Source organism: Mucilaginibacter sp. (assembly GCF_035492695.1).
Taxonomy (GTDB): Bacteria; Bacteroidota; Bacteroidia; order Sphingobacteriales; family Sphingobacteriaceae; genus Mucilaginibacter.
The window spans coordinates 525,519-549,812 of record NZ_DATJJC010000012.1 but is presented as its reverse complement, the minus strand read 5'-3'; the positions used below and the strand labels follow the sequence as shown (position 1 = coordinate 549,812).

The window sequence follows — 24,294 nt, the reverse complement described above, 5'->3', positions numbered from 1 at the left end:
GATCAATTACCCTTGTGTAGCATCGGGCTGGTAAAGCCTATCTTTTTCAAGCCATGCTGTACCTCGGGGCAGCTCATAAAGAGTTTCCAGAGCAAGCCGCTGCGATAGTTCTCTATCATAACGATTTCAGGCCCCTGGTCGATAGCGAGGTATGACTTACCGTACCAGTTATGCGATTCGCTGAAGGCATCCGTAAAGCCGTATTCGCCCCAAATTTTGTCGCCCAGGTCGTAATAGAAATGGCGCAGCGCTTTCATTGAATATTCGGGAGTGTACGGGAAGGCCGATAAAGCGGCTGTTGGTGAGATCACGCCCAGGTCGTTTGTGGGCGAATGGGCATTATACCCCTCGTAATTGTCGCTGGCGGTAAGGCCCCAGCAATCCTCGCCATAGCCTTTATATTTTTTAGGGTTATCAACGCAATAATCGTGGTTTATCAGGGTGTGATTCACGTTTTGCTCCCAGTAGTCGGCATATTCATCCTTCAACCCTTTAGGATCAAGCCCCATAAATGAATATTGGGAAAAGAACAGCGGGCCGCCGTAATCAAACCCAAGCGGCAGCTTATGACCGTAGAAGGTTTTGCCATTTTTAAAGAAATCGCTTTGCGCCCAGCCGTTGTGATAAACATTTGGCGATACCGGGTAACGCTCGCCAGATTCCGCGAGGATATAGGTGATCAAACACTCATTAAAGCCGCGGATAGCGAAATTCATAGCCCACCCATTATTCGGGCTCCAGTGCCAGTATAAATTATCGCGCCCGCCACGGGTGTACCAGTCCCACTCTATTTCGCTCCACATCCAACCGATAACATCGCGAATATGCCGTTCCTTATTATCATTACCCGTAAAATATTGCCGTGCGCATAGCAGCCCCTCAAAAAGATAGGAGGTTTCCACCAGGTCGCCGCCGTCATCTTTTCTGCCAAAACGTATCACTTTGCCTGTTTCGCCGTTCAGCCAATGCGGGAAAACGCCGTGGAAAGCATCAGCCTTATATAAAAACTCTACGATCTTCAGCATACGCTCAACTGCCTGCTGATGGGTAATAAATTTACGATGGTCGGCGACTATCAAGGCCATAATGCCGAAACCCGAGCCGCCTGTGGTTACCACTTCGTTACCATAATCATAGGCCACATTGCTACGTTCGCGCGCAAGCCCACTGGTGGGGTGGCCAAAATCCCAAAAATAACGGAATGTTTGCCGTTGTACCACATCCAGCAGGGCGCTGTCGGAGAGCCCTTTGATGATGCCCACGGGGTTTATGCCATCTTCCGTAGTTTTGGCCGGTTTTTGGGCGAAGCATAATGCAGGTATTGCGAATAATATAAAGAGTATGATTTTTTTCATTAGATCAACATTTATGTTTTTGTCATTTCGAGTGATAGCGAGAAATCTTATACAAGCGATGCCGGGTTTGCATCATGCATAAGTTTTCTCCTCGGTCCTCGTCGAAATGACATTTTTTAATTACTAACTACAAATTCGGGCTCGTAAAGCCCAGGTTTTTCATGCCGGTTTTTACTTCCGGGCAGCTCATAAAAAGGTTCCACAGCAAACCACTGCGGTAGTTTTCGATCATATCAACAATCGGCCCCTGGTCAATGGCGAGTGTGGAATTACCAAACCAGGTCGTGCTCAGGTTGAACGAGTCATAAAATCCATAATCGCCCCAAATCTTGTCGCCCAGTTTATAATAGAAAAATTTAAGCGCGGCCATAGACTGGGTAGGTGTATAAGGCAGCGAGGAGATAGCGGCTGTAGGCGCTATAACCCCAACATCGTTTGTTGGCGAACTGGCAGTATAGCCACCTTCTATGTCGCTGGCTGTTAGTCCCCAGCATTGCGAACTATAACCGTAATAATTTAAAGGATCGTTTACACAGTAATTGTAGTTAATAAGCGCATGGGCCTTGTTCTGTACATCATAACTTGCATAAGCGTCAGATAATCCATTGGGATTGATGCCCAAAAAAGAGTAATGGGCAAAGAACAAAGGTCCGCCCACAGCCGGCCCGAGCGGTAACTGAACGCCGTAATAACTGCTGCCATTTTTGATCTGCCCGTTTAACGCCCATCCATTATCATAAACTACTTTCGGTATTGCATGAGTAGTTGAAGATGCAGCCATTACGTAAGTGATCAGCGCCTCGTCCCAGCCGTGTATGGGCATATTTATGGCGAAACCATAGTTGGGGCTCCAGTGCCAGTATAATACATTTTGACCGCCCTGGCGGAACCAGTCCCATTCCACACCGTTCCATATCGTATTGATATCGTCGCGCAGCGCGGTTTCATCGGCGCCTGCGCCATTAAAGTACTGGCGGGCGGTTAACAGGCCCTGCATTAAATAAGAGGTTTCCACCAGGTCGGCGCCATCGTCCTGCTGGCTGAAAGGCACCACGGCTCCTGTTACGCCATTCATCCAATGCGGGAATGCCCCATGAAATTTTTGAGCGGTATTTTTCAGGAAGCCGACTATCTTTTGCATACGCGCCAAACCATCGGCATGGCTGATGAAGTTCCGGCTTGATGCCGCCACTATGGCCATAATGCCAAATCCCGAGCCGCCGGTGGTCACGACATCGCCTGATGTATTCCGTTCCCTGGCCAAACCGCTTGTGGGGTGACCAAAATCCCAGAAATATTTAAAAGTTTGTTTCTGCACCAGGTCCAGCAGGGCGTCGTCACTTAGCTGCGGAAATTTATCAGACGGATCGATAGCCGTCGTCATTTTTACAGCTATTGATGAACCCAAAGTACTTTTATCCGTGGCTTTCAGGCTGGTTGCTACGTTCAGGTTATATTGCGTGATAAACTGAAGGCTTGATGGGGTGATGACGACGGTGCTGTCATGATTTGTATAGGTGATATCAAAAGGTGCCGGCGTGCCATCCTTAGTTTTTAAAGAAATGGCTGATGTTGCGGAACTGTGATCGAGCGGCGCAGAAAAGGATATTTTGATAACCGGTTGTGTATTGAGCCCGGCGTAGGTAAAGCCATTATACAGGCCGTTTACCAGCAGCGCATTAAAACTGAAAGTAGTTGGCACTGGCGTAACCGGTTTCGTCGGGTCTACCTGCTTTTTGCCGCAGGCAAAAAAGACCATACACAAAACTCCTATAAAAAACCTGCTTAAGTTTATCTTCCCCGCTGCTATCATATCACAATATATCACAATTATTAGTCCGAATAAAAAAGGCTGTCGCCCTCCGCCAAACGGCGGAGGGACAAACAACCTCAGCTAAATCAATCAACCTTATTTTCCTCTGCCCTGTAATGCTACAAGAGCCCCAATTTCATTGTCAGACAGTACCTTGTCGTATATCCGCACTTCATCCATCTGGCCTGTTAAATAGCTCGCCCAATCCTGTTTTCCTGTGGCGGATGTCTGGCTGGGATCAGTGTTGAATTGCACCGTGCCAAATACAAGCTTACCAATGTTCGTAAAGTTCAGATCGCCTTTTAAGTTGCCTGCGGTACCTGTGTTAACTTTCGATCCGTTTACATACAAGGCACATGTTCCGGTTACTGAGTCATAAGTAACTGTTATGTTTTTCCAAACATTGAACAGGTTAAGCACACCATCTACTGCATACGTATAATCGCTGCCGCCTTTGTCGATATGTACACGCACTTTACCATTGGTGTTATCACTTCCGTTCTCGATAAATATTTCAATATTTCCCCAGAACTGATCAGTTCTCGCAAGCGAGAATATGCCAATAATACCTGTTGACGGTGGTGGCGTATTCACCCATTCGCTGATTGTAAAGCTATTCAGTGCTTTTACTTTCGGGCCTGGTTCAGCCAGCACATACCCATTCAGTGCGCCCTGCAGGCCCTGGCCCACTTCGCCCTTGGTAAATGCAGTACCCGTGGCCTCGCCGGCAGTACCTGAAACGCTGTCGACCAGGTTACCATTGAAGGAATAATAAGCTGCAAGGTTCGCTTTTTCGATCTCGCTTGAGCTGGTAAAGCCGTTGATAACCAATGGCGGCGCATAGCTCTTTGGATCAAACTCCTTGCGGCAGGAGCTTACCCCCACACCTAATAATGCAAGGGCTATGACATATATATTTCTTTTTTTCATGTCGATCATATTTTAATATTAATAACCCGTATTTTGAGTAATAACGCCTGCACTCAGGTCAATTTCTGTTTGTGGTATCGGCCAAACCTCGTTCTTGTTAGCTTTCCAGCCTTTCGGGCCGAAAACTTCAGCACCACGCCCCTGGCGTATCACGTCGAAATAACGGTCGAACTCCATGGCCAATTCTACGCGGCGCTCATGATAAATGGCAGTCCGTAATGCGCCCTGGTCGGTAGTGGTCACTTCAGGCAATACGCCTGCATTGGCACCCCGCGCACGTGCCCGAACCATTTCAAGCGAAGCCAGCGCTGCCGCGGTGTTGCCCAGTTCGTTATTAGCCTCGGCATTCATCAGCAGTACATCGGCATAACGCAAAACGATCTTATCCTGCTGTGCACCTTCGTTAAAGCCTGATACATACATGCTGAATGGCACGTACGATTTATAGTTATAACGCGGGTTATCGCCAGCCAGCGGAATTGCATCACCTTCCGCAGTTGTTGTACCCCTGAAAATGATGGTTGCGTTAAGGCGTGGGTCGCCGGGTTCAAATGCATCCACCAGGTCCTGCGTAGGAACATTAAAGCCCCAGCCCCCGCCAGTTACACCACGAACACCCTGTACTTGCGAATACTGTGAATTCGATTCGTCCGGCTTTCCGGGGATCAATTCATTCTGTATCTCGAATATCGATTCGGAGTTATTTTTATTCTCTACCCTGAACATCTTTTCGAAATTAGGGAACAGTGAGTACCCTAAGCCAGATACCTGGTTGGTAAGGCTTACCACATCAGCCCATTTTTTCTGATATAAGGCAGCTTTTGCATGCAAAGCAAGTGCGGCGCCTTTGGTAGCATGGCCAACATTGGTGGCATCATAAGTTTGTGGTAATACGGATGCGGCATCGGTCAGGTCGGTTTCGATAGCTGCCCATACCTGATCCTTCGGTGTACGCGGAATGTTGTACTCGGATGGATCTTTCGGTACATGCAAGCGCAGCGGCACATCGCCAAATGCGCGTACCAGCCTGAAATAGGCATAAGCACGTATAAACTTTGCTTCGGCCAGGTAACGCGATTTCAAGCCGGCATCCATGTTGATTGCCGGGATATTATCCAGTATCTGGTTGGCCAGGTTTATTGTCCGGTATTCGCCACCCCAAAAGTCAGATATCTGGCCTTCAGTTGAACTGGCGGTGAAAGTATCAAAATCGTTCATGAACGATGCATCGTCCGGGCTGCTGCCTTTTTCGGCATCATCCGATCCCATGCTTTCAACAGCTATAGGCGCAAAAGCGATATTTGTCCATTCGTGCAGGTTGGCATACATGGCATTAACCGCCGATGTAGCATCGGCCTGTGTAACCCAAAACTGGGTTGCCGGCACTACGCCCTGGCGGGGTTTATCTAAAAACCCTTTCTTACAGGCGGGTGCCAGTAGTAATGTTGCAAAAAGGCATAATATGGACGCTCCCTGCAAGTAAAAATTTTTCGTTTTCATTTTCTATTTCTCCTTAAAAAGTAACGTTCACACCAAAATTATACGTCGCATAAAGCGGGTACACATTCGCATCCAAACCTGCTTCGGTAGGGCCGCCGCCAACTTCAGGGCTAAAGCCTTTGTATTTGAAAATGTTGAGCGGATTCTGCGCATTTGCGAAGAATCTTACTTTCTGTACCCCTACTTTCGACAGCAGGTTGCCCGGCAGCGTGTAGCCTAACTGTGCGTTCCTCACCCTAAAGTATGCGCCGCTTTCAACAAAGAAAGAGTTTGGAGCGGAGTTGGCATTGGAGCCAACTTTAACCGAAGGATAAGTGTTTGACGTACCTGCCCCATGCCAGCGGTGTGCATAAAAGTCCTGCGTAAAGTTTTCGTTGCCAAAGCGATAGGCGATGTTTGCATTATAAATGCTTACGCCTGCAACACCCTGGAAATCCAGCGCCAGGTCGAAACCTTTGTAGGTAAAGCTGGTATTGAAACCGTAATTGTATTTAGGATTCGGGTTGCCCAGGTTAACACGGTCTCGGCCGTCGATAACGCCATCCTTGTTTTCGTCAACATACTGAAAATCGCCGGCCTTCGCATTTGGCTGCGGGCCGGAAGTTTGATCTTGCTGAAATATGCCTGCAACTTTATACCCGTAAAACTCGCCGATAGGCTGACCTTCAACTGTAATGGTTGCAAGAGCCCCGTTGGTGATGCCATTGCCGCCACCGTATATCGGGTTACGCCCGGTCGATACATTCAACACTTTATTGTTGTTGATGGAGAAGTTACCGCTAACGCTGTAGGAGAAATCTTTATTCACTGATTTCTTCCAGGTTACCAGGAACTCAAAGCCACGGTTTTGTATGTCGGCCTGGTTGCCTATCGGACCACCGGTTAAACCTAATGAACCTAATACCGGGATAGCAAATACCGCATTTTTTGTAACACGGTTATAAAAGTCGGCCTCGAAAGTCAGGTGGTTATCCAAAAGACCGCCTTCTAAACCGATATCAGTATTGTGCGAACGTTCAACAACGATGAACGGAGGAGTTATTGTAGTTACGCTCGACCCCGGATAAGCCACTGTTGGATTACCAAAGATGGCATAATAGCCACCGGTAACCGTGGGAACAGCAACATTGAACGGAAGGTCGGCATTTGCAACCTCACCATAACCGCCCCTAAGTTTCAGGAAATTGAATATATGCTGGTTCTTCATGAAGTCCTCGTTGCTGATAACCCATCCTAAGCCCACAGCCGGCAGCACGCTATAACCGTTGTTGCTGGGTGGATTGTAGAATTGCGAGTTACCATCGCGGCGAACCGATGCATTTAACAGGTAAGTGTCCTTATAGGAGTAGTTCACCCTGGCAAATTCCGATTGGAAAGTGAGCAGCGATCCGGAGTCGGACAAGTTAAAGTTTGTGCCGTTGGTGCTGAAATAATATTCATAAGAACCATCGCCCGGTACGTTTTGTGCGGAACCGTTAAGGGAATATCCCTGCCTTTGTTCAGACGAATAGCCTAACAAAACGGTAACGTGATGATCGTTTGCGAAAGTATTATCATAAGTCAGTGTATTTTCCTGCAGCCAGTTGCGGGTTTCGGCGCGGCTTCTTGACAGCGAAGACTGTGTAGCCTGCTGCGAAAGAGTAGCTTTATATACAGGCACATAGCTTAATGTTTCGTTTTCTCCAAAATCACCGCCCAGGGACGATTTTAATTTGAAGTGCTTTGCTATTGTCAACTCGGCAAAGGCATTACCGGTAAAACGGTAGTTTGCAGAATGCGAGTTGAAATAATCGAGCGTTACCTGCGGATTGTAGTTGTTGCCGCCACCCAGGTTAAAATCGCTTGGGTCGCCATAAGTTCCGTCGGCATAGTAAACCGGAACAACAGGCGCAGCACCGTACAGTTCGTGGAAAATACCACCGTCGACATTCCTTGATTTTGAATACTGACCACTTGCACTGATACCCAATTTCAGGTTTTTGTAAGGCTGATAGTTATCGGTAAGGTGCAGAGTGTAGCGGTTATAGCTGTTGGTTTTTACAATACCGTCCTGGTCAAGATAGCCGAACGACAGGTTGTAATCCGATTTTTCGGCACCGCCATTGATCGAAACCTGGTGGTTGGTCACAAATGCGTCGCGTAATATCTGGCCATACCAGTCGGTCCCCTTGCCAAATGACGCGGGATCTGTAAATAATGCCGAAGCGCCGTTCTCGGTTTGCAACTCATTAATTGCAGTTGCGTATTCAGTGGCATCTGCCATTTTTACCTGGTTCGTAACATGCTGCCAGCCTGCGTAAGCATTGTAATTAACGGTAGCCGTTCCCTTTTTACCGCGTTTTGTGGTAACCAGGATAACACCGTTGGCGGCACGTTCGCCGTAAATGGCGGTACTTGAGGCGTCTTTCAGGATACTGATGTTATCAATATCGCCCGGGTTCAAAAAGTTGATGTCATCATACAACGCACCATCAACTACATAAAGGAGACCGGTACCCCCGTAAATTGTACCGGTACCGCGGATAGTGATCTGCGGCGACGAACCCGGTGAGCCCGAGTTAACAATGTTTAAACCGGCAACCTTACCCTGTAAGGCGCTTAGCGGGTTAGTTGATGCCTGTTTGGCAATTTCATCACCTTTTACAGTTGCGATGGAACCGGTTACATCCACTTTCTTTTGGGTACCGTAACCTACAACCACAACCTCGTTGAGCGAGTTTGCCTGTCCCTGTAATTTAACGTTAATTAGGAGTTGCCCGTTCACGGGAACTTCCTGTGATGTATAGCCAATATAGCTGAATACTAAAGTGGCGTTTGACGGGGCATTGATCGAATAGCCCCCGTTAACATCGGTTTGCGCACCGTTTGACGTTCCTTTTACCAGAACAGATACACCAATAAGCGTTTCGCCTGTCGACGCATCGGTAACCTTACCCCTTACTGCCACGTTTTGCGCGAAAGCAGAAGAGATAAAAAGAAAGAAAAACAGCACCAACCCTGAAATAGTAAAACTTCTTTTCATGTGGTCTTTGGAAATTAAGAAATGATAAATAATTGGTTTTAAATCAGTACGAAATTGTCGAGATAATACATTTTTAACAAATAATGTCCCTCTACATTAATACATCATTCAAAAAGTAGTTTCTCAAAAATTTCTTATTTATAATACAATTATCTGATTATAAATGTTTTAAAAAACAATAGTGTAATCATCACATACAACATTTAAGAAGTCGGAAACAATAAGGCCGCAACGGGTAATGAGAGGTAATGATGTAGTGATCCTGCGCTATGAGAAAGCGGACAAGTTCGGCATACATTCAAAAACCGAAACCTTTTTATCAGGGTGTGGTTGTCCTTTACTTTTTAAAGTAATGTAAACTGACTAAAGTAAAATAGAATTTGACGTAAACTGTTCCCCCGGAATAAACCTGTCAACTCACTACTACAACTCCATCAAAAACTCCACCAGGTTCTTATCATGCTCCAGGTTAAGTTTTTTACGCAGGCGGTAGCGCCTTATCTCGACACCGCGGAGGGATATGTTGAGCAAGGAGGCCATCTCTTTACTGCTCATGTTCATGCGCAGGTAGGCGCACAGCTTCAAATCGTTAGGCACCAGGTCGGGATGCTGGGCCTTCAGCTTTTTGAAAAAACTTTCGTGCGCTTCGTTAAAACTGCTTTCAAAAAGGTTCCAGTCGCGTTCATCGCTCATCCCATCGCTTATCACTTTTTGGATCCGCCGAAGCTGATCGTCGGAAAGTTTTTTGCCGCTGCTGTCCTTCAGGTGTGTTATCTCATCGCTTATCTTTTGTAACAGTTCGTTCTTATAAACGATGTTCATGGCTGAATTGGCCAGTTCGCGGCTCTTGCTTGCCAGGTCGGCTTGTAACTGTTCGTTCTTTATTTTGACGATACGCTGTTCGTTAGCCATGGCTTCCTGTTTCAGGAACTCTTCATGCTCCGATCTTAGTTTTTCGTGAATGTGGTGCTGATGACGTTTTAATTTTTGGCGATAGAAATAACGTATAACGTAATAAGCCAAAACAAGCAACAGCAGGTAACAAATTATGGCCACATTGCCGGCATACCAGGGCGGCAGTATGGTAAAGGTATAAACCGTTTCGGGCGAAATGCTTAGCTCGTTGATGCTTGCCCGCACCTTGAAATGATAAGTACCCCTGTCAAGGTTGGTAAAATCCTTTTGGGTTTGTGTATTCCAATCCGACCACTGCCTTGAGTATCCATCCAGATAATACTGGAACCTTACCTTCTCCTGCCGGTAAAATGGCAGGGCATAGGATATGCGGATATTATTTTGAGAATACGGAATGTCTATCTCGCCCTCTTTGTCGTTATCGGCCAATAATGTTATCCGGTCGGTAATATCTTCCACCCGCCGTATTAATACATTCGGCAATTTGATGTCGCTTCGCTGTAAGGCATCCTCATCGTTCAATATGGCAAAACCATCATCAACACTGATGAGGTAAATAGAACTGTTGATGCGGCTTATGCTTTCGTAATTGTGCAGCATACGGCCATCCAGGATAGTAAACCTGTTCGAGTCGATGCTCAATTTACCGGGCGACGAGAGATCAGCCAGTGCCACCCTGCCATGATTTATGAACCAGTACTTTTTACCAAACGCCGGGATGATCTTGTTCGAACTGGCAAAGGAGCCCAATTTGCGGTTTAGCTGCACGTATTTAAAAAACCGGTCGCTTATATCGTCATAAATATAAAAACCCGAGTCCGATGAAAATACAATCCTGTTGTCGAGGTTAAATACATTGATGTTATAACTGCCCGGCAGGCCAAAACGGCTGTCATAATATTTTACCGAGGTCGCTTTTTTCAGGTCGCCGCTGAGGTTAACCTTGTAAATACCCTTATAAGCATGGCTCACCCATACCTGGCCCCGGCTGTCTTGCTCCACATAGCGCGAGGGCTCGCCGAAGGCCTCCACTCTATCGTCAAATACCCAATTGCCCGATCCATCTTTACGGTAAATTACAAGCCCCGTATAAGTGCCCTGTATCAGGTGGTCGGCATTCAGTTTTTTGATTGTCCATCCGCCGCTTATGGTGGTTATTTTAGATAACGTTGCCCCATTTACCTGGTACGTACCGGTATTGTGCCCGCAAAGCAGCCGGCCGTCCTGCAATATCAGTTCCCATACCTGCCCCTGCGAGCCGGGTATCAGTTTAAAATCAAATGATTGCTTGCTGCCGTTGCCCGTCCAGTCGCTGTAAAAAAGCCCCTGGTTGGTGCCCAGGTATATTTTGTTGTTGAAAATAATACTGGAGTAAACTGTGCCAAAGCGCCCTGTCTTGTCGAAATAAAAATAAAGGGGCGAATTGAATTCGATGCGGTCGATACCGTTATCCAAACCACACCAAAGGTTTTGCTCGTTATCAGTGTAAAGACTAAGCACGGTATTATTTTGCAGGCCACTTGATTTATTGATCTGCTGAATGACATTCCCAGCGGTGTCGATAACGATAACGCCATTCAGTATAGTGCCATAAGCAAAGTATTTGCCGGGTATTACCGCGCCGTTGTTCAACTGGTAGGTTTTCAAAAAATCGCTGGCCTGGTTGTTCCAGGGTTGAATTTGTTTACCATCGTAGATGAAAAGGCCGTTATGCGCCGTGCCGATAAGGTATTTATTGTGCGGGAACGGCAGTATAGACAAAATGCCGCTGTTACCCAGCAAATTGCTGCCGGCTATGGCTTCCAGTTTGTTGCCTTTTAGCTCGAACAATCCGGTATTCACTTCTTCCACAAAGTACCTTTTGCCAACTTTAAACAGGAACAGGTAGGGGTTCGGCGCCTTTACAACACTGATCTTACCATCAGCATAGATAAAAATGGTGCCGAAGGATTGAAATACGATCTGCCTATCGTCGATATATATCTTCCATATCTCCTCGTTAAGAGGACGGTTATCCTTTGGAATAAGGCTGATGAGCGAGTGGTACTGCAATCGGCCCTTGTTGTTATTTTCCCAATAACCAAACTCGCCGAAACCGCCGGCGTACACTTTTCCCTTACCGTCTGCCGCTACCGAGCGTACAATAAGGCCGTTCGGCATGGAATACGATTGCCAGTAACGCCCGTCGAAAGTAAGCAGGCCTTCCGAGTTGCCAAAATACATGATACCATGCTCGTCGCGCGTTACCGACCAGTTTTGGTTGCCCGACTGGTAAATGGCTTTAGTGTAATTTTGTACGTAAGGGACACCGATGCTTTTGATATCCGCGGCTATCCCGTTAAATGCGTTGAACAGAACAAAACAAATAACGTATAGGCTTACTCTGCGTATCATCCGGGCTAATTTATCTTTTTATCTTTTAACTTCAAGATAAATTGAGTGCAGCAAATAATCGACCTGCTTTTTGTATTGCGGATAATCCTCTTTTAGTTGGGAGTAATATTCGAAAAAGATTTGCTTGTAGTTTTTGGTAGTTAAATGTTTGGAATAGTGGTTATTCCAAAAACCCCGAACAAGATGATCGAGCAGGTATTTATTATTACCGATTTTCGACAATACAAATTCCGGATGTTTTTCAAATATCCGTTCAAATTGATAACTCAGATTCTCATCAGCTGAACCGTGTTGTCTGTTCAGATAATTAATATATTCACTTACCGACGTGGTATCATCTTTCTTAAGGCATATGTCTCCAAATAGTTGAGTGCGGGTTCCCATTACATACTCGCTGCCGTTCTTTTTTCCTGTATAGTCCCCACACCTTAATTTTTCTAACTGCTTTACCAGCTTAACCGTAATTGCAAAGTCAGAATCAGTAACTGCGTGTTTATCATAAATTGATGTTAATTTTTTGAATTGGACTACTCCACAGCCATACTCATTTTGAGCGTGCAGATCACATGTCCAAATTACTAATGAGAGAAGAATCAAAAAGGGTCTCAATGAGGCTTGGTTTTAATTGCATGATAAACTTAGCAATTATTCGCTTATTCCGCCAGTTGTATCTTGGCTTTTTTAGCCACGTTCACCGGCTGCGGAACCTTTACATAATAACCAGTTCCATCATATTCGCGCTTGCGCGGATGTTCTTTACAGGCATCGCAGCAGCAGCCTTCCATGGCAACGCCGCATTCGTCGCATTGGGTAAAGTGTTCGTTGCATTCGGGATTGGCGCAGTTGATCATCTTGTCGGTATGCTTACCGCAATTGAAGCAAGTGGAGATAACCACCGGGTTAACGCTGTTGACATCCACCGAAAGGCGGTTGTCAAACACGTAGCATTTGCCTTCAAAATCTTCGCCGCCCGCTTCCTTGCCATATTTGATAATACCGCCGTGCAACTGGTACACATCGGTAAAGCCCTCGTGCAGTAACAGGGCCGATGCCTTTTCGCATTTGATGCCGCCGGTACAATAGGTCAATATCTTTTTGTCCTTGTATTGGGCCAACTCATTGATCTTCGCCGGAAAATCGCGGAAATTCTCAATATCCAGCGTAACCGCATTTTTGAATTTTCCGAGCGAGTGCTCGTAATTTGATCTTACATCCAGCACCACCACATCGTCGCGGTCCTTCATCGCCAAAAAATCTTTTGGCTCCAGGTGCTTGCCTGTTTTTTCCTGCGGATTGATGATCCCGGGATCGCGGAGGCCCGAATGAACGATCTCCGACTTATACCTTACGTGCATTTTGATGAAAGAAGGTTCATCCACCTCATCCACTTTAAAATCGATACCGGCGAAACGCTCGTCGGCATGCAGGGTGTCCATGTAAGTTTTGCAGGATTCTGAAGTACCCGAAACGGTACCGTTCAAGCCCTCATCAGCCACGATAATGCGCCCAACCAAACCCAACGATTTACAAAATTTCAGATGATCGGCAGCAAATTGCTCCGCATCCGCTATTGCCGAATAGCAATAATAGAGTAGTGTGTTGTACTTTGCCATAAAACATTGATACTGTTGCAAACAGCGTTTAATGAGGGACAAATCTACGATTTTTAGTCGGAAAGTCCGGAAGTCCGCATAAGTCCGGAAGAATATTAATCTAATGAATTTTTTAAAGCATTAAGCATAACGAGAATCTCCTCGCATTGCGCGTACAGTTTAAAAAAGTTGTTATCATCCATCAAATTTCGCTTTTTCGCCAGGTAAAGACATCCAACCACTTCAACATCAGAGCGAACAGCATAAGTTAAAAACTTTCTAAATTCAGCGTTAGACTGGCCTGTGGATCCTTCAGCGATATTTAATGAAACCGAATCTGTTGCCCGTTTGATCTGTGCCGTCAAAACAAATAATTCATCTTTTGGGAAGGTTTTCGTAAGGTCATTGATATCAGACGAGAGATCAATTGCTTTCTGCCATACTTTTAATTTTTCGAATTTAAAACTCATGATAAGGTAATTTGGGAGACCGCAATTTAATAAAAAAGCATAAAACTTGCGGACTTCCGGACTTATGCGGACTTCCGGACTACCTCCACTACTTAATCCCATAGAATATCCTGAATCCCTGCAAAAACTTGTGGCTGCCTTCAAATGAAACGCCATAATCCAGGCGGAAAACGAACCGCTGGATACCTAAATAAAACTCGGTATAGTTGCGGTTATCGTTGGTGGTTAAAAAGTTTACACCGGCTATTTCGTCCAGTTTTAATTGTCTGAGCAAAGGTACCCTGCTGAAAAAGTGGCCTGCGAAATTATGTTCAAAGTGCCCTTCGAAATATGGCCCGTCGGTACTGTAGGTGTAAAAAGGCAGGAAGTGGTAGCTGCCAGGCGTTGGGTCGATGGTGGTACCCTGGTTGCCCTTGAAATGGTTATAGTCCATAAAATAGATGGAACTATGATTGAAAAAATCCCCTGCTTCTACCTTGAATGCCGAATATCCCCACAAACCATTATCCAGGTGTTCGTGGTAAATGGATAGTGAGGCAAAATTATAATTCACATCAGATCCGAAAAGACCCTTGATACCCTGGCGGTAGGTAAGTGTTATCTGCGGATATTTTGACGGTAAAAATTCCCTGCCGGTAGGGCGGGTTATATATTGCTGATCGAACGTGTAGGTAAGCGATGAAGTTAGGGTAAGCGCCTGGTTCTGCGCGAACAATTCCGACCGTTCATTAGCAGGCGCATCGGGCATCAATGGGTTGTTCGATGTCAGGTGACTGTCCACTGTGTGCTTAAAAGTATAAAGTGTGTTGTTATACAACTGCGTGCGGTTGGCGTATGACAGATCGGCTTTTAACAGTAAATTATCGTTCAGGTTGCGCTGAAAACCAAAATTAAGGTATTCTGAACTATAATATTTTACATAGTTACGCGCACTTAGCAGGGTACTCAGTGTATTAAAATATACCGAACGCGTACCCACATTGTTGAGGTCGAGTATATTTTTTCCGAAACCCATAAAAAACTTGCCGCGGTTCAGCGGGTCGTAATTATACTCGCCGCGGATGTTGGCATACATTGTTTTGTCGGTAAAGCCATACCGCAGGTTCGGGGTTATGGTGTAGGTGCGCAGGGTATCGATATGGTGCACAAAGGTGCCCCGCAGGTTAATGCCCGCTCCCTCTACGGTGTTATAAAAAACCGTCTGCAGGAACGGATCGACATACACGGAATCGCGGTGATGCTTGAACGATAGCTTGTAGCCGAACGGTATGTAGGGTATGATATTGAAATGATTTCCCGATTTTTCGGTCACTCCTGCCTGTTCAAGTGCCTGGTTCATGGCAGCTATTTCGGCTTTATTGGCATAGTCCTTATTTTCCTGTGCCGTCAGTGGCACCGGCCGCAGTTTCTGCCAGGCAGCCAGGTTGCGGTTATCGGCCGAACTGTCTACCCGCATACGTTCACCATTAAAGTAACCGTCCGGAAATTCAGGGTTTAGCTTATAATTGTTATAAATGCCCAGGTAATAGCCTTCAAATTTGAAACCCAAAACATTGCCGTTAAAATTATACTGTATGGATAAAGGTTCCCAAACACTGTCGCGTATGGGCACGTATTCCTGGCTTATTTGCAAAGTATCCACCAGGTTCAGCGCGTTTGCGCTGCCGGTCAGCATCAGGTCGATGCTGTAAATGCGCCAGTCGCCATCAACCACATAAACATAACCCGTAAATACCCGGCTGTATTTGTGTTTTGGCGAAACCTGTATCTTATGCACAATGAGGCCGTTCTCCAATTTAGAGCCCACAAGATTATAATTATAATATTCAGGCGCATCCCCTGCAAAGGGCGAAATAAACCCCCGGCTGCTAAGTCCCGGTATCATAAAAATATCTTTATAAAAATTGGCCGAAAGATCCGATGCCTTGTCAAAACTAAACGCTGCGTTTTGGCCCGCAGAGATAGAGGATATCATCACCTCCTTAAAATTGTCCGGTTGCTTAAAGGCAAAATTGGAAATGGACTCGGTTTGATAAAGTATGCCTTTGCCTGTACTGTCCACACTTAATGCGTTACTTACATTAGGGCTCATCAGCATCTTCGGGGCGCTTACCAGTTTTTGTACCCCCTTCACATAAGCCGCGCAGGAATAGGAGTTTACCTGGTTTATAAAGTATTGCCGCTTATCTATTACGTGCCTGATAATGCCCACTGCCGAGTCGGCCGGCTGCCCTTTGATACGGCTGAACCGACGCATGGCATATTGCTCGTCCGTCATCTGTACATTATGTTGTATATCAGCATCGGCAATGGTAATATGCTCCGTCAATTCCTTGTAGCCTACAAAACGGTACACCACATCGTAATCACCGCTGGTTAGTTTTAATTCATAACTGCCCTGCTCGTTGGCATTGGTGCCGTAAGTGGAATTTTTGATATAGACAGCGGCAAAGCTCAAAGGCTTGCCGTCAACGCCGGTTATCCTGCCGGTAAGCATATATGTATTCTGCCCAAATGCGGCGACCGAACAGATAAATGTTAAAAGTAATAGTAGATATTTCCTCATAAACAAAGCCTCACATATAACAGGCGTAACAGAAAATGTTTTGAAAAATAGGGATTTTGAGTGGGATTGTTACTTTGGGACTGTTGTGGGTGTGAGGTTGTGATGTTTGGGTATGGGTTGCACGTGGGACGTTTTATGTTTTTTGACTCGCTGGCGTATGATTTGATCCTTAACACATTTGTCTGAATCACTGATTTTAAATAATTTGTTTAATTGCGCACATTATTGTTTTGCTTATATCCTGTAATCCCCTGATCCTGCAAATCTTAGTCCGGACAAAAAAACGCCCCCCAATTGTAAATAACTCGTTGCGTTAACAGTTTTCTTTTAAAAACAATATTTTGCGGCTATATTACGGCGTCAATCCGACACAATAGACCGTAATATATTGAAACAACATTACCCGGCGCAGGCCATTAAACTGGTCCTCATTTTCTTTTGCTGCATTGCAGGCAACCATGCCTTCGCCCAAAAAGTGAACGCTGGCTACCGGTACCATATCCGCAGGGCCGCTTCGCCCATAACCATTGACGGGGTGATGGATGAGCCTGCCTGGCGGAATGCCGATTCGGCAGCTAACTTCCACATGGTTTTGCCGATGGACACCAGCATGGCGAAGGTAAAAACAGTGGTACGGATGACCTACGACCAGAACAACCTGTACATCATTGTTATCAATTATAAACTGCTGCGCGGGCCCTATATGGTGGAATCGATGAAACGCGATTGGGCCTTTCAGAAAAATGATAATTTCATCTTTTTTATCGACCCTTTCGACGCCCGTACCGACGGTTTTACGTTCGGGGCCAATGCGGCCGGCGGGCAGTGGGATGGCACCTTATATGCCGGCGGCAGCGCCGACCTGATGTGGGACCAAAAGTGGTATTCGGCCGTAAAGAACTATCCCGACAAATGGGTATTTGAAGCCTCGATACCGTTTAAAAGCATCCGATACAAAAAAGGCATTAAAGAATGGGGAATCAACTTCAGCCGTAACGATCTGAAGACCACCGAAAAATCGGCATGGGCACCGGTACCGAGGCAGTTCCCAACGGCAGCATTAGCCTACACCGGCACTTTGGTGTGGGACGAAGATCCGCCGACATCGAGCAGCAACATTTCCATTATCCCCTACGCGCTGGCCGGTGTTTCCAAAGATTACCAGGCCGGAACGTCGGCAGCTTTCAAAAGGGAGTTTGGCGGCGATGCAAAAATTTCGCTAACGCCTTCCCTGAACCTCGACCTGACCGTGAACCCCGATTTTTCGCAGGTAGATGTGGACCAGCAGGTGGTGAACCTGAACAGGTACGAGCTGTTCTTCCCCGAGAAAAGGCAATTCTTCCTGGAGAACGGCGACCTGTTTTACAATTTTGGCTATTCGGATATACGGCCATTCTTTTCGAGGCGCATCGGTTTAAATCAGCCTATTGATTTTGGCGCAAGGCTAACGGGAAAACTAAACAAGGATTGGCGCATCGGCGCGATGGATATACAAACCGGCAACTCGGTTGATAACAATGTTGAAGCAGCTAATTATGGTGTGATAACCCTGCAAAGGCGCGTGCTCGACCGGTCGAACATCGGCTTTATGTTTATCAACAAAGATATAACCGGGTCGCTGCCGGGCGTAAATACCGCTAATAACAGCACCATAGGCGCCGAGTTCAACCTGGCATCAAGCAGCAACGTTTGGACGGGCAAACTAATGGGGCTAAAGTCTTTTACACCCGGCAAGAGCGGGCACGACCTGGTATTGGCCGACCATATCCAATATTTCAGCAGGCATTGGCAGCTTTATTTGCAGGAGGAGTATGTCGGTAAGAATTATACAGCCTCGGTAGGTTACGTGCCGCGCGTAGGCTATGTGAAGGTAAGCCCACTGATACTGCGTAATTTCTTTCCTAAAAAGGGGCCGATACTTGCGCATGGTATCCAGTTCTCGTCCAATTACTTTTTTGATGAAAGTTTTAAGCGAACGGACAACGAAAGCGCCCTGTCGTACATCATGACCTTCCGCAACAAAAGTACGTTCACCATATCGGGAATTAACGATTATGTGATGCTGCAGCAGAAGTTTGACCCGACCAATACCCGTAAGGACAGTTTGGCCATTGGCAGTCAGCACCGTTATAATTCGATAGACCTTTTGCTGGTGTCGAAACCACAAAGCGTGTTTACCTACCAGGTGGAAGCGCTCGGCGGGGGCTACTACGACGGCGGTCACCGGCTAACGTTGAGCGGTACTATCGGCTATCGCTTTCAGCCTTATGTCAATATCGCCCTTAACGGCAATTATACCGACCTGCGCCTGCCGCAGCCTTATGGCGACACCCGCTTCACGCTTATCGGCCCCAAGGTGGATGTTACCTTTACCAACAATTTGTACTTCACCACTTATGTACAGTATAACGACCAGCAAAAGAACATGAATGTGAATACGCGCTTCCAGTGGCGGTACCGCCCGGCGTCGGATATATTTATTGTTTACGGCGAAAATTCAATGCCATCGCCCTATACACCAAAAAACCGGCAGTTGGTAGTTAAATGGACTTATTGGTGGAATATTTGAGGGTAAAACATTGACATTAGTATCGCGTGGTTAAGACTCACCCCGACTTAGCTTCGCTCGTCGACCCTCTCTATCGCAAGCGATAAAGAGGGTTGGTTATAATATTGCTAATTTTTAATCGTGCACGCACACACTTTTCGGTAATTATTATAAATTTACCTGCGTGATAGTGCCGCTGTCACACTAACCATTTACTAACCTAATAAAACAGACATGAAAAATCTATTCAAATTATCGGCATTGTCACTGCTGGTAATTGCCACCATGGCATTTACTATCCAGGCTGTAAAACACGCGCCTCAAAAAGGGCAATGGGTCAGCCTGTTCGACGGCAAGACCCTGAAAGGCTGGCACGGCTACAACAAAACCGGCACGGTAAAAAATTGGGACATTGAAGATGGTGCTCTGGTTTGCCTCGGAGCGGCTAAAGATGCATCGGGAGGTGATATTGTGACGGATAAGAAGTTTGCCAATTTTGAATTAAAGTGGGAATGGAAAGTGAATAAAGGCAGCAATAGCGGCGTGATGTACCATGTGCAGGAAGGCCCCAAATGGCATGCACCTTACGAAACCGGGCCAGAGTACCAGATCATTGATGATGTTAATTTCCCTGAAAAACTGGAAGATTGGCAGCAGGCAGGGGCCGATTATGCGATGCATACCGCCAATAACCAGAAAATGCTGAAACCTGTTGGCGAATGGAACACCAGTAGGATCATATTTAATCACGGCCATGTGGAACATTGGCTGAACGGTAAAAAGATAGTGGAGTTTACCGCCTGGGACGCCGATTGGAACAAGAAAAGAGCGGAAGGCAAGTGGAAGGATTACGCTGACTATGGCAAAGCCAAAACCGGCGGTATCGCTTTGCAGGACCATGGCGATAAGGCTTTCTATAAAAATATCATGATCAAAGAATTGTAATAACAAACGCTCTATTTTCAATGTCATTTCGACGAGGAACGAGGAGAAATCTTATATACGAAGTATAACTATCAATCCTGATGCACAAGGTTTCTCACTATCGTTCGAAGTGACGATCTTTTAAAATTTTCAGACTCAATGGAAGAAAAAAAACTAAACACCCGGCGCGAGTTCCTAAAAAAATCGGCTATTGCGGCGGCATCGTTTACGATAGTGCCGCGGTTTGTGCTGGGCAAGGGCTATATAGCGCCCAGCGATCAGTTGACCAAAGGCATTGTTGGCGTAGGCGGCATGGGCAAAAACCATATCCCCTACGGCAATACCCGCGTGGTGGCTATTTGCGATGTGGATAAGGGCCACCTGGACGAAACCGCCAAAATGCTGAACAATGGCGCAAAAACTTTTAGCGACTATCGCGAACTGATAACGCTGCCCGAGGTGGACATTGTACACGTGGCCACCCCACCCCACTGGCACGCCATCATAGCCGCCGATGCAGCAAGGCAGGGCAAAGACATTTGGTGCGAAAAGCCGATGACCCATACCATGGGTGAAGGCAAGCGCCTGATGGAAGCCGTGCAGCAGCACGGGCGCATTTTCAGGCTGAATACCTGGTTCCGCTTTAACGATATTTTCTACGGCATGGGCACTACGGTGAAACCCATCAAAAAGCTGGTAGAAAGCGGCATGCTGGGTTGGCCTTTAACGGTGACGGTGGGCAGGCATACCGGGTTCGACTGGAAATTTTATTGGGTGGGCAAAACCAATTTACCGGTAATGCCCGTTCCGCCTGAACTGGATTACGAATTTTGGCTGGGCCCCGCCCCTTACAAACCTTATAATCCGCACCGCGTGCATCAAACCTTCAGGGGTTACTGGGATTATGATGGTGGTGGTTTGAGTGATATGGGTCAGCATTATATCGACCCTATACAGTACTTTTTAGGCAAGGACGATACCAGCCCGGTTTCGGTAGAGATCGATGCGCCGCAGCAAAACTTTGATGCCGTAGGCACCTGGCGTAAGATCACCTATACTTATGCCGATGGTTGTAAGATCATTCTCGACGGCGAAGGTTCGGTTGAGGGTGTGCCTTATATCGAAGGGCCGAAAGGCAAATTGTTCCCTGGTTTCAAATCGGACATCCCCGACCTGGAGAAGAAATTAGCTGAGTTCCCCGACCCTGAACCACAGGTTACAGACTTTATTGAAGCGGTAAAAACCCGTAAAAAATTTGCGCTGAATGAACAGAACGGTTACCGTTCGTGCACCATTGTCAACATGGGATTGATCGCCCTGAAACTTGGCCGCAACCTGAAGTTCGACCCGGTGAAACAGGAATTCATCGGCGATGAAGGCGCCAACAAACTGATAATGCCGCCAATGCGCGGCCCATGGACCATTTAACCTGACCCACATGAGAAAGATATTTTATACTACTTTGATCTTATCCGCATTGGGCAGCCAGGTTTGGGCCCAGTCGGACAGCCGCATTACGGCGATATTAGATAAAGAACCGGCGAACAAAGCGACCGAATTAAACGCTAATGCTGCGGCCACAGCCGCGCTCGGCGAAATCGGCGTAACCGCCATGCTGAACATGCTGCAGCCCAACGGCACAGCGGACAATACGCATATTTATGATGCCATCAGCGGGTTTTCCTATTATGTTACGCAAAATAACAAAGAGGCCTGGCGGGCAATGGCGGTTAGGGCCTACAGCAAAGCACTGGCAAAAATAACTGATCCGTATAACGGGGCCTTTATCATCAGCCAGCTGCAAATTGTGGGTAAGGACGATGCCGTGCCTGCACTCAGGAAATATTTGAACGATGCGAGACTTTGCGATCCGGCAGCAAGGGCGCTGGTAAAGGTAAATTCTTTAACAGCGAAGGCTGCTTTATTGGCGGCGCTTAAAACCGCGCAGGGCGACTGCAAAATTTCGCTGGTGGAAGCATTGGGCGACAGCCGGAATACGCTGGCGGTAAAAAGCATCAATGCGGTTATCGGCAAGGATAAAAAGCTGACCAAGGTTGCGCTGTATGCGCTGGCCAACATTGCCAGCCCCGTTTCTATCAACCTGATGGCGAACGCGGCGCAAAATGTAGGGTTGACCTACGATGAGACCAATGCGACATCGTCGTACCTGCTTTATATTGAAAATTTGGGCAAACATGGGCAAAAGGCAACCGCCCTGCGTTTGGCAAAAACGTTACAGACCAAAGCGAGCCTTGCAGGGCAGGTGCAAACAGAAACCGCCGCGTTGAAATTGCAGGTGGATATGCAGGGTGCGGCCAGCGTGCCATTGCTAATCAAAGTAATGCAGGATAACAATGCACAATACCGCAAAGCGGCGCTGAAATTTGCCGGTTCTTATCTTACGCCGGCGGCGGCTAACTCGTGGATAGCGGCTATGCAAAAAGCTGACAACACCCGCAAAGCGGAGATCGTTACCATGCTCGGACTTAACCATGTGCAGGCTGCTTTACCTGCTGTAGTTAAAGAATTAAAGAACGAAGATGCTGGCGTAGTATTAGCAGCTATCAAAGCTTCACAGCAGATAGGCCAGGATAAAGTGATCGACAACTTGCTGGCATTATTAAATACAGGCAATGCCGATGAAATTGCTGCCATTCGCGATGCTTTGATGGTGATGAAAGGCAAAACCGTGGTAGATAAAACCGCCAAAGCTCTGCCAGATGCTAATCCACAGGCGCAGGTTGCGCTGATAGCCGTTTTGGCTGAACGCAGGGCTCATAACAAGGTAGATATCATTATGCCGCTGCTGAACAGCCCCGATGCATCGGTGAGGCTGGCGGCCTACAATTCGTTAAAAGAAATAGCGGGCGAAGACAACCTGTCGCAACTATTTGCCTTACTCAGCAAAACTACACAGGCGGATGAAACCGCCGGCGTACAGGCGGCCATTATCGCGGTATTTAGCCAGTCGAAGGATGCCAGGGGACAAAGCGCTGTGGTACTGGAGCAAATGAACGCGGCACCCGCAAATAAGAAGCCATTATACTTCAATATCCTGGCAAGCATAGGCGATAAAGCGTCGTTGTCCGCGGTTTCAAAAGCTTATGACAGCGGCGACCTTGACACTAAAAAAGCAGCGGTTACCGCTTTATCGCAATGGGCGGATGGCAGCGCGGTGCGAGAATTACTGCACATTGGCAAAGATGCTACTGATGCCGGGTTGCAAAACCGTATTATGCGGGGGCTGGTTGAGCTGATCGGTAAATCGAACTACCCGGCAGATGAGAAGGTGATCTTTTTACGCGAAGCAATGGACATTGCCCGCAATACCGATCAGAAAAAACTGGTACTGGAAGAATTGGCTAACGATAAAACCTACGTTGCTTTATTGTATGCGGGCAGGTATTTGGACGATCCGCAACTGCAAACCCAAGCCTCAGCGGCGATAGTGAGTATTGGCTTGTCAAACCCGGCGTTTTATGGTAACGATGTGCGGACGATCATGAATAAAGTGATAGCCATGCGCCGCGGCGGCGACGGGGATTACGAGCGTGAGGCAATTAAGAAGTTTGTTGCCGAAATGCCAAAGGATGACGGATTTGTCGATCTGTTCAACTACAAGGACCTGACCGGCTGGAAAGGCCTGGTGGAAAACCCGATAGTGCGCAGCAAAATGGATGCCGCTACACTTGCCAAAGCGCAGCAAAAGGCCGATTCCGTTATGCGCAAAGGCTGGTATGTAAAGGATAGCATACTGAACTTTACAGGCGAGGGCGAAAACATTTGCACCATCAAACAATACCGCAACTTTGATATGTATGTGGATTGGAAGATAGAGCCGAAAGGTGATGCGGGTATATATCTGCGCGGTTCGCCACAGGTGCAGGTTTGGGACACGTCGCGGGTAGACGTAGGCGCACAGGTCGGTTCTGGTGGCTTGTATAATAACCAGGCGCACGAGAGCAAACCCTTAAAGCTGGCCGACAATGCCATTGGCGAATGGAACAGTTTCCACATCATCATGAAAGATGACAAGGTTACCGTTTACCTAAATGGTGTATTAGTAGTAGATAATGTGGTGATGGATAATTACTGGGACCGCAAGTTGCCGATATTCCCTAAGGAACAGATTGAATTACAGGCGCATGGGAACCATGTGTATTACCGGGATATTTATTTAAAGGAATTACCGGATTAAACTAACTGTCATTGCGAGGCGCAGGACGGGTGGCGCGCGGCCAACGAAGCAATCTCGTCGCTATGCT

At 46.9% G+C, this 24,294-nt stretch carries 14 protein-coding genes; 4 read left to right on the top strand and 10 right to left on the bottom strand.

The features are described 5' to 3' along the window. Positions 1–2 precede the first annotated feature (2 nt). The 10 genes from VL525_RS09190 to VL525_RS09145 all read right to left on the bottom strand — a co-directional run bounded on the left by VL525_RS09190 (position 3) and on the right by VL525_RS09145 (position 16,557). A complete protein-coding gene (locus VL525_RS09190; protein WP_325385653.1) occupies positions 3–1,355 on the bottom strand; it encodes a glucoamylase family protein in 1,353 nt (450 codons plus the stop codon). 127 nt (positions 1,356–1,482) lie between these two features. Next, positions 1,483–3,168 carry a glucoamylase family protein gene (locus tag VL525_RS09185; protein ID WP_325385651.1) on the bottom strand — a complete coding sequence of 562 codons (1,686 nt, stop codon included), beginning with the start codon at positions 3,166–3,168 and terminating at the stop codon, positions 1,483–1,485. A gap of 96 nt (positions 3,169–3,264) precedes the next feature. Further along, complete coding sequence (locus VL525_RS09180; protein ID WP_325385649.1) at positions 3,265–4,098, bottom strand: LamG domain-containing protein; 834 nt, start codon at positions 4,096–4,098, stop codon at positions 3,265–3,267. An 18-nt stretch (positions 4,099–4,116) separates the two neighbouring features. After that, a complete protein-coding gene (locus tag VL525_RS09175) occupies positions 4,117–5,598 on the bottom strand; it encodes a RagB/SusD family nutrient uptake outer membrane protein (RefSeq protein ID WP_325385647.1) in 1,482 nt (493 codons plus the stop codon). 13 nt (positions 5,599–5,611) lie between these two features. Then, on the bottom strand, positions 5,612–8,620 hold the full coding sequence (locus VL525_RS09170) for a TonB-dependent receptor (protein WP_325385645.1): 3,009 nt from the start codon (positions 8,618–8,620) through the stop codon (positions 5,612–5,614). Positions 8,621–9,043: 423 nt separating this feature from the next. After that, on the bottom strand, positions 9,044–11,929 hold the full coding sequence (locus VL525_RS09165) for a triple tyrosine motif-containing protein (RefSeq protein WP_325385643.1): 2,886 nt from the start codon (positions 11,927–11,929) through the stop codon (positions 9,044–9,046). An 18-nt stretch (positions 11,930–11,947) separates the two neighbouring features. Further along, on the bottom strand, positions 11,948–12,538 hold the full coding sequence (locus VL525_RS09160; protein WP_325385641.1) for a hypothetical protein: 591 nt from the start codon (positions 12,536–12,538) through the stop codon (positions 11,948–11,950). Between the two features lie 44 nt (positions 12,539–12,582). After that, complete coding sequence (locus VL525_RS09155) at positions 12,583–13,542, bottom strand: rhodanese-related sulfurtransferase (RefSeq protein ID WP_325385639.1); 960 nt, start codon at positions 13,540–13,542, stop codon at positions 12,583–12,585. 95 nt (positions 13,543–13,637) lie between these two features. Further along, positions 13,638–13,991 (bottom strand): four helix bundle protein, encoded by a 354-nt coding sequence (locus VL525_RS09150; RefSeq protein ID WP_325385637.1) that lies wholly within the window; start codon positions 13,989–13,991, stop codon positions 13,638–13,640. Positions 13,992–14,079: 88 nt separating this feature from the next. After that, positions 14,080–16,557, bottom strand: coding sequence for a DUF5686 family protein (locus VL525_RS09145; RefSeq protein ID WP_325385635.1), 2,478 nt, complete (start codon positions 16,555–16,557; stop codon positions 14,080–14,082). Positions 16,558–16,945: 388 nt separating this feature from the next. Between VL525_RS09145 and VL525_RS09140 the strand changes: the two genes are divergently transcribed. The 4 genes from VL525_RS09140 to VL525_RS09125 all read left to right on the top strand — a co-directional run bounded on the left by VL525_RS09140 (position 16,946) and on the right by VL525_RS09125 (position 24,227). After that, positions 16,946–19,126: a carbohydrate binding family 9 domain-containing protein gene (locus tag VL525_RS09140; RefSeq protein WP_325385633.1), complete on the top strand. Its 2,181-nt coding sequence runs from the start codon at positions 16,946–16,948 to the stop codon at positions 19,124–19,126. Between the two features lie 213 nt (positions 19,127–19,339). Continuing rightward, on the top strand, positions 19,340–20,050 hold the full coding sequence (locus VL525_RS09135) for a DUF1080 domain-containing protein (RefSeq protein ID WP_325385631.1): 711 nt from the start codon (positions 19,340–19,342) through the stop codon (positions 20,048–20,050). 138 nt (positions 20,051–20,188) lie between these two features. Further along, on the top strand, positions 20,189–21,457 hold the full coding sequence (locus VL525_RS09130; RefSeq protein WP_325385629.1) for a Gfo/Idh/MocA family oxidoreductase: 1,269 nt from the start codon (positions 20,189–20,191) through the stop codon (positions 21,455–21,457). A gap of 10 nt (positions 21,458–21,467) precedes the next feature. Continuing rightward, complete coding sequence (locus VL525_RS09125) at positions 21,468–24,227, top strand: DUF1080 domain-containing protein (protein WP_325385627.1); 2,760 nt, start codon at positions 21,468–21,470, stop codon at positions 24,225–24,227. Positions 24,228–24,294 lie beyond the last annotated feature (67 nt).

Coding starts and splice junctions, on each gene's coding strand:
- VL525_RS09175 (WP_325385647.1), bottom strand. CDS start 5,598: ATGAAAACGAAAAATTTTTACTTGCAGGGAGCGTCCATATTATGCCTT.
- VL525_RS09135 (WP_325385631.1), top strand. CDS start 19,340: ATGAAAAATCTATTCAAATTATCGGCATTGTCACTGCTGGTAATTGCC.
- VL525_RS09150 (WP_325385637.1), bottom strand. CDS start 13,991: ATGAGTTTTAAATTCGAAAAATTAAAAGTATGGCAGAAAGCAATTGAT.
- VL525_RS09130 (WP_325385629.1), top strand. CDS start 20,189: ATGGAAGAAAAAAAACTAAACACCCGGCGCGAGTTCCTAAAAAAATCG.
- VL525_RS09170 (WP_325385645.1), bottom strand. CDS start 8,620: ATGAAAAGAAGTTTTACTATTTCAGGGTTGGTGCTGTTTTTCTTTCTT.
- VL525_RS09145 (WP_325385635.1), bottom strand. CDS start 16,557: ATGAGGAAATATCTACTATTACTTTTAACATTTATCTGTTCGGTCGCC.
- VL525_RS09165 (WP_325385643.1), bottom strand. CDS start 11,929: ATGATACGCAGAGTAAGCCTATACGTTATTTGTTTTGTTCTGTTCAAC.
- VL525_RS09125 (WP_325385627.1), top strand. CDS start 21,468: ATGAGAAAGATATTTTATACTACTTTGATCTTATCCGCATTGGGCAGC.
- VL525_RS09180 (WP_325385649.1), bottom strand. CDS start 4,098: ATGAAAAAAAGAAATATATATGTCATAGCCCTTGCATTATTAGGTGTG.
- VL525_RS09185 (WP_325385651.1), bottom strand. CDS start 3,168: ATGATAGCAGCGGGGAAGATAAACTTAAGCAGGTTTTTTATAGGAGTT.
- VL525_RS09155 (WP_325385639.1), bottom strand. CDS start 13,542: ATGGCAAAGTACAACACACTACTCTATTATTGCTATTCGGCAATAGCG.
- VL525_RS09190 (WP_325385653.1), bottom strand. CDS start 1,355: ATGAAAAAAATCATACTCTTTATATTATTCGCAATACCTGCATTATGC.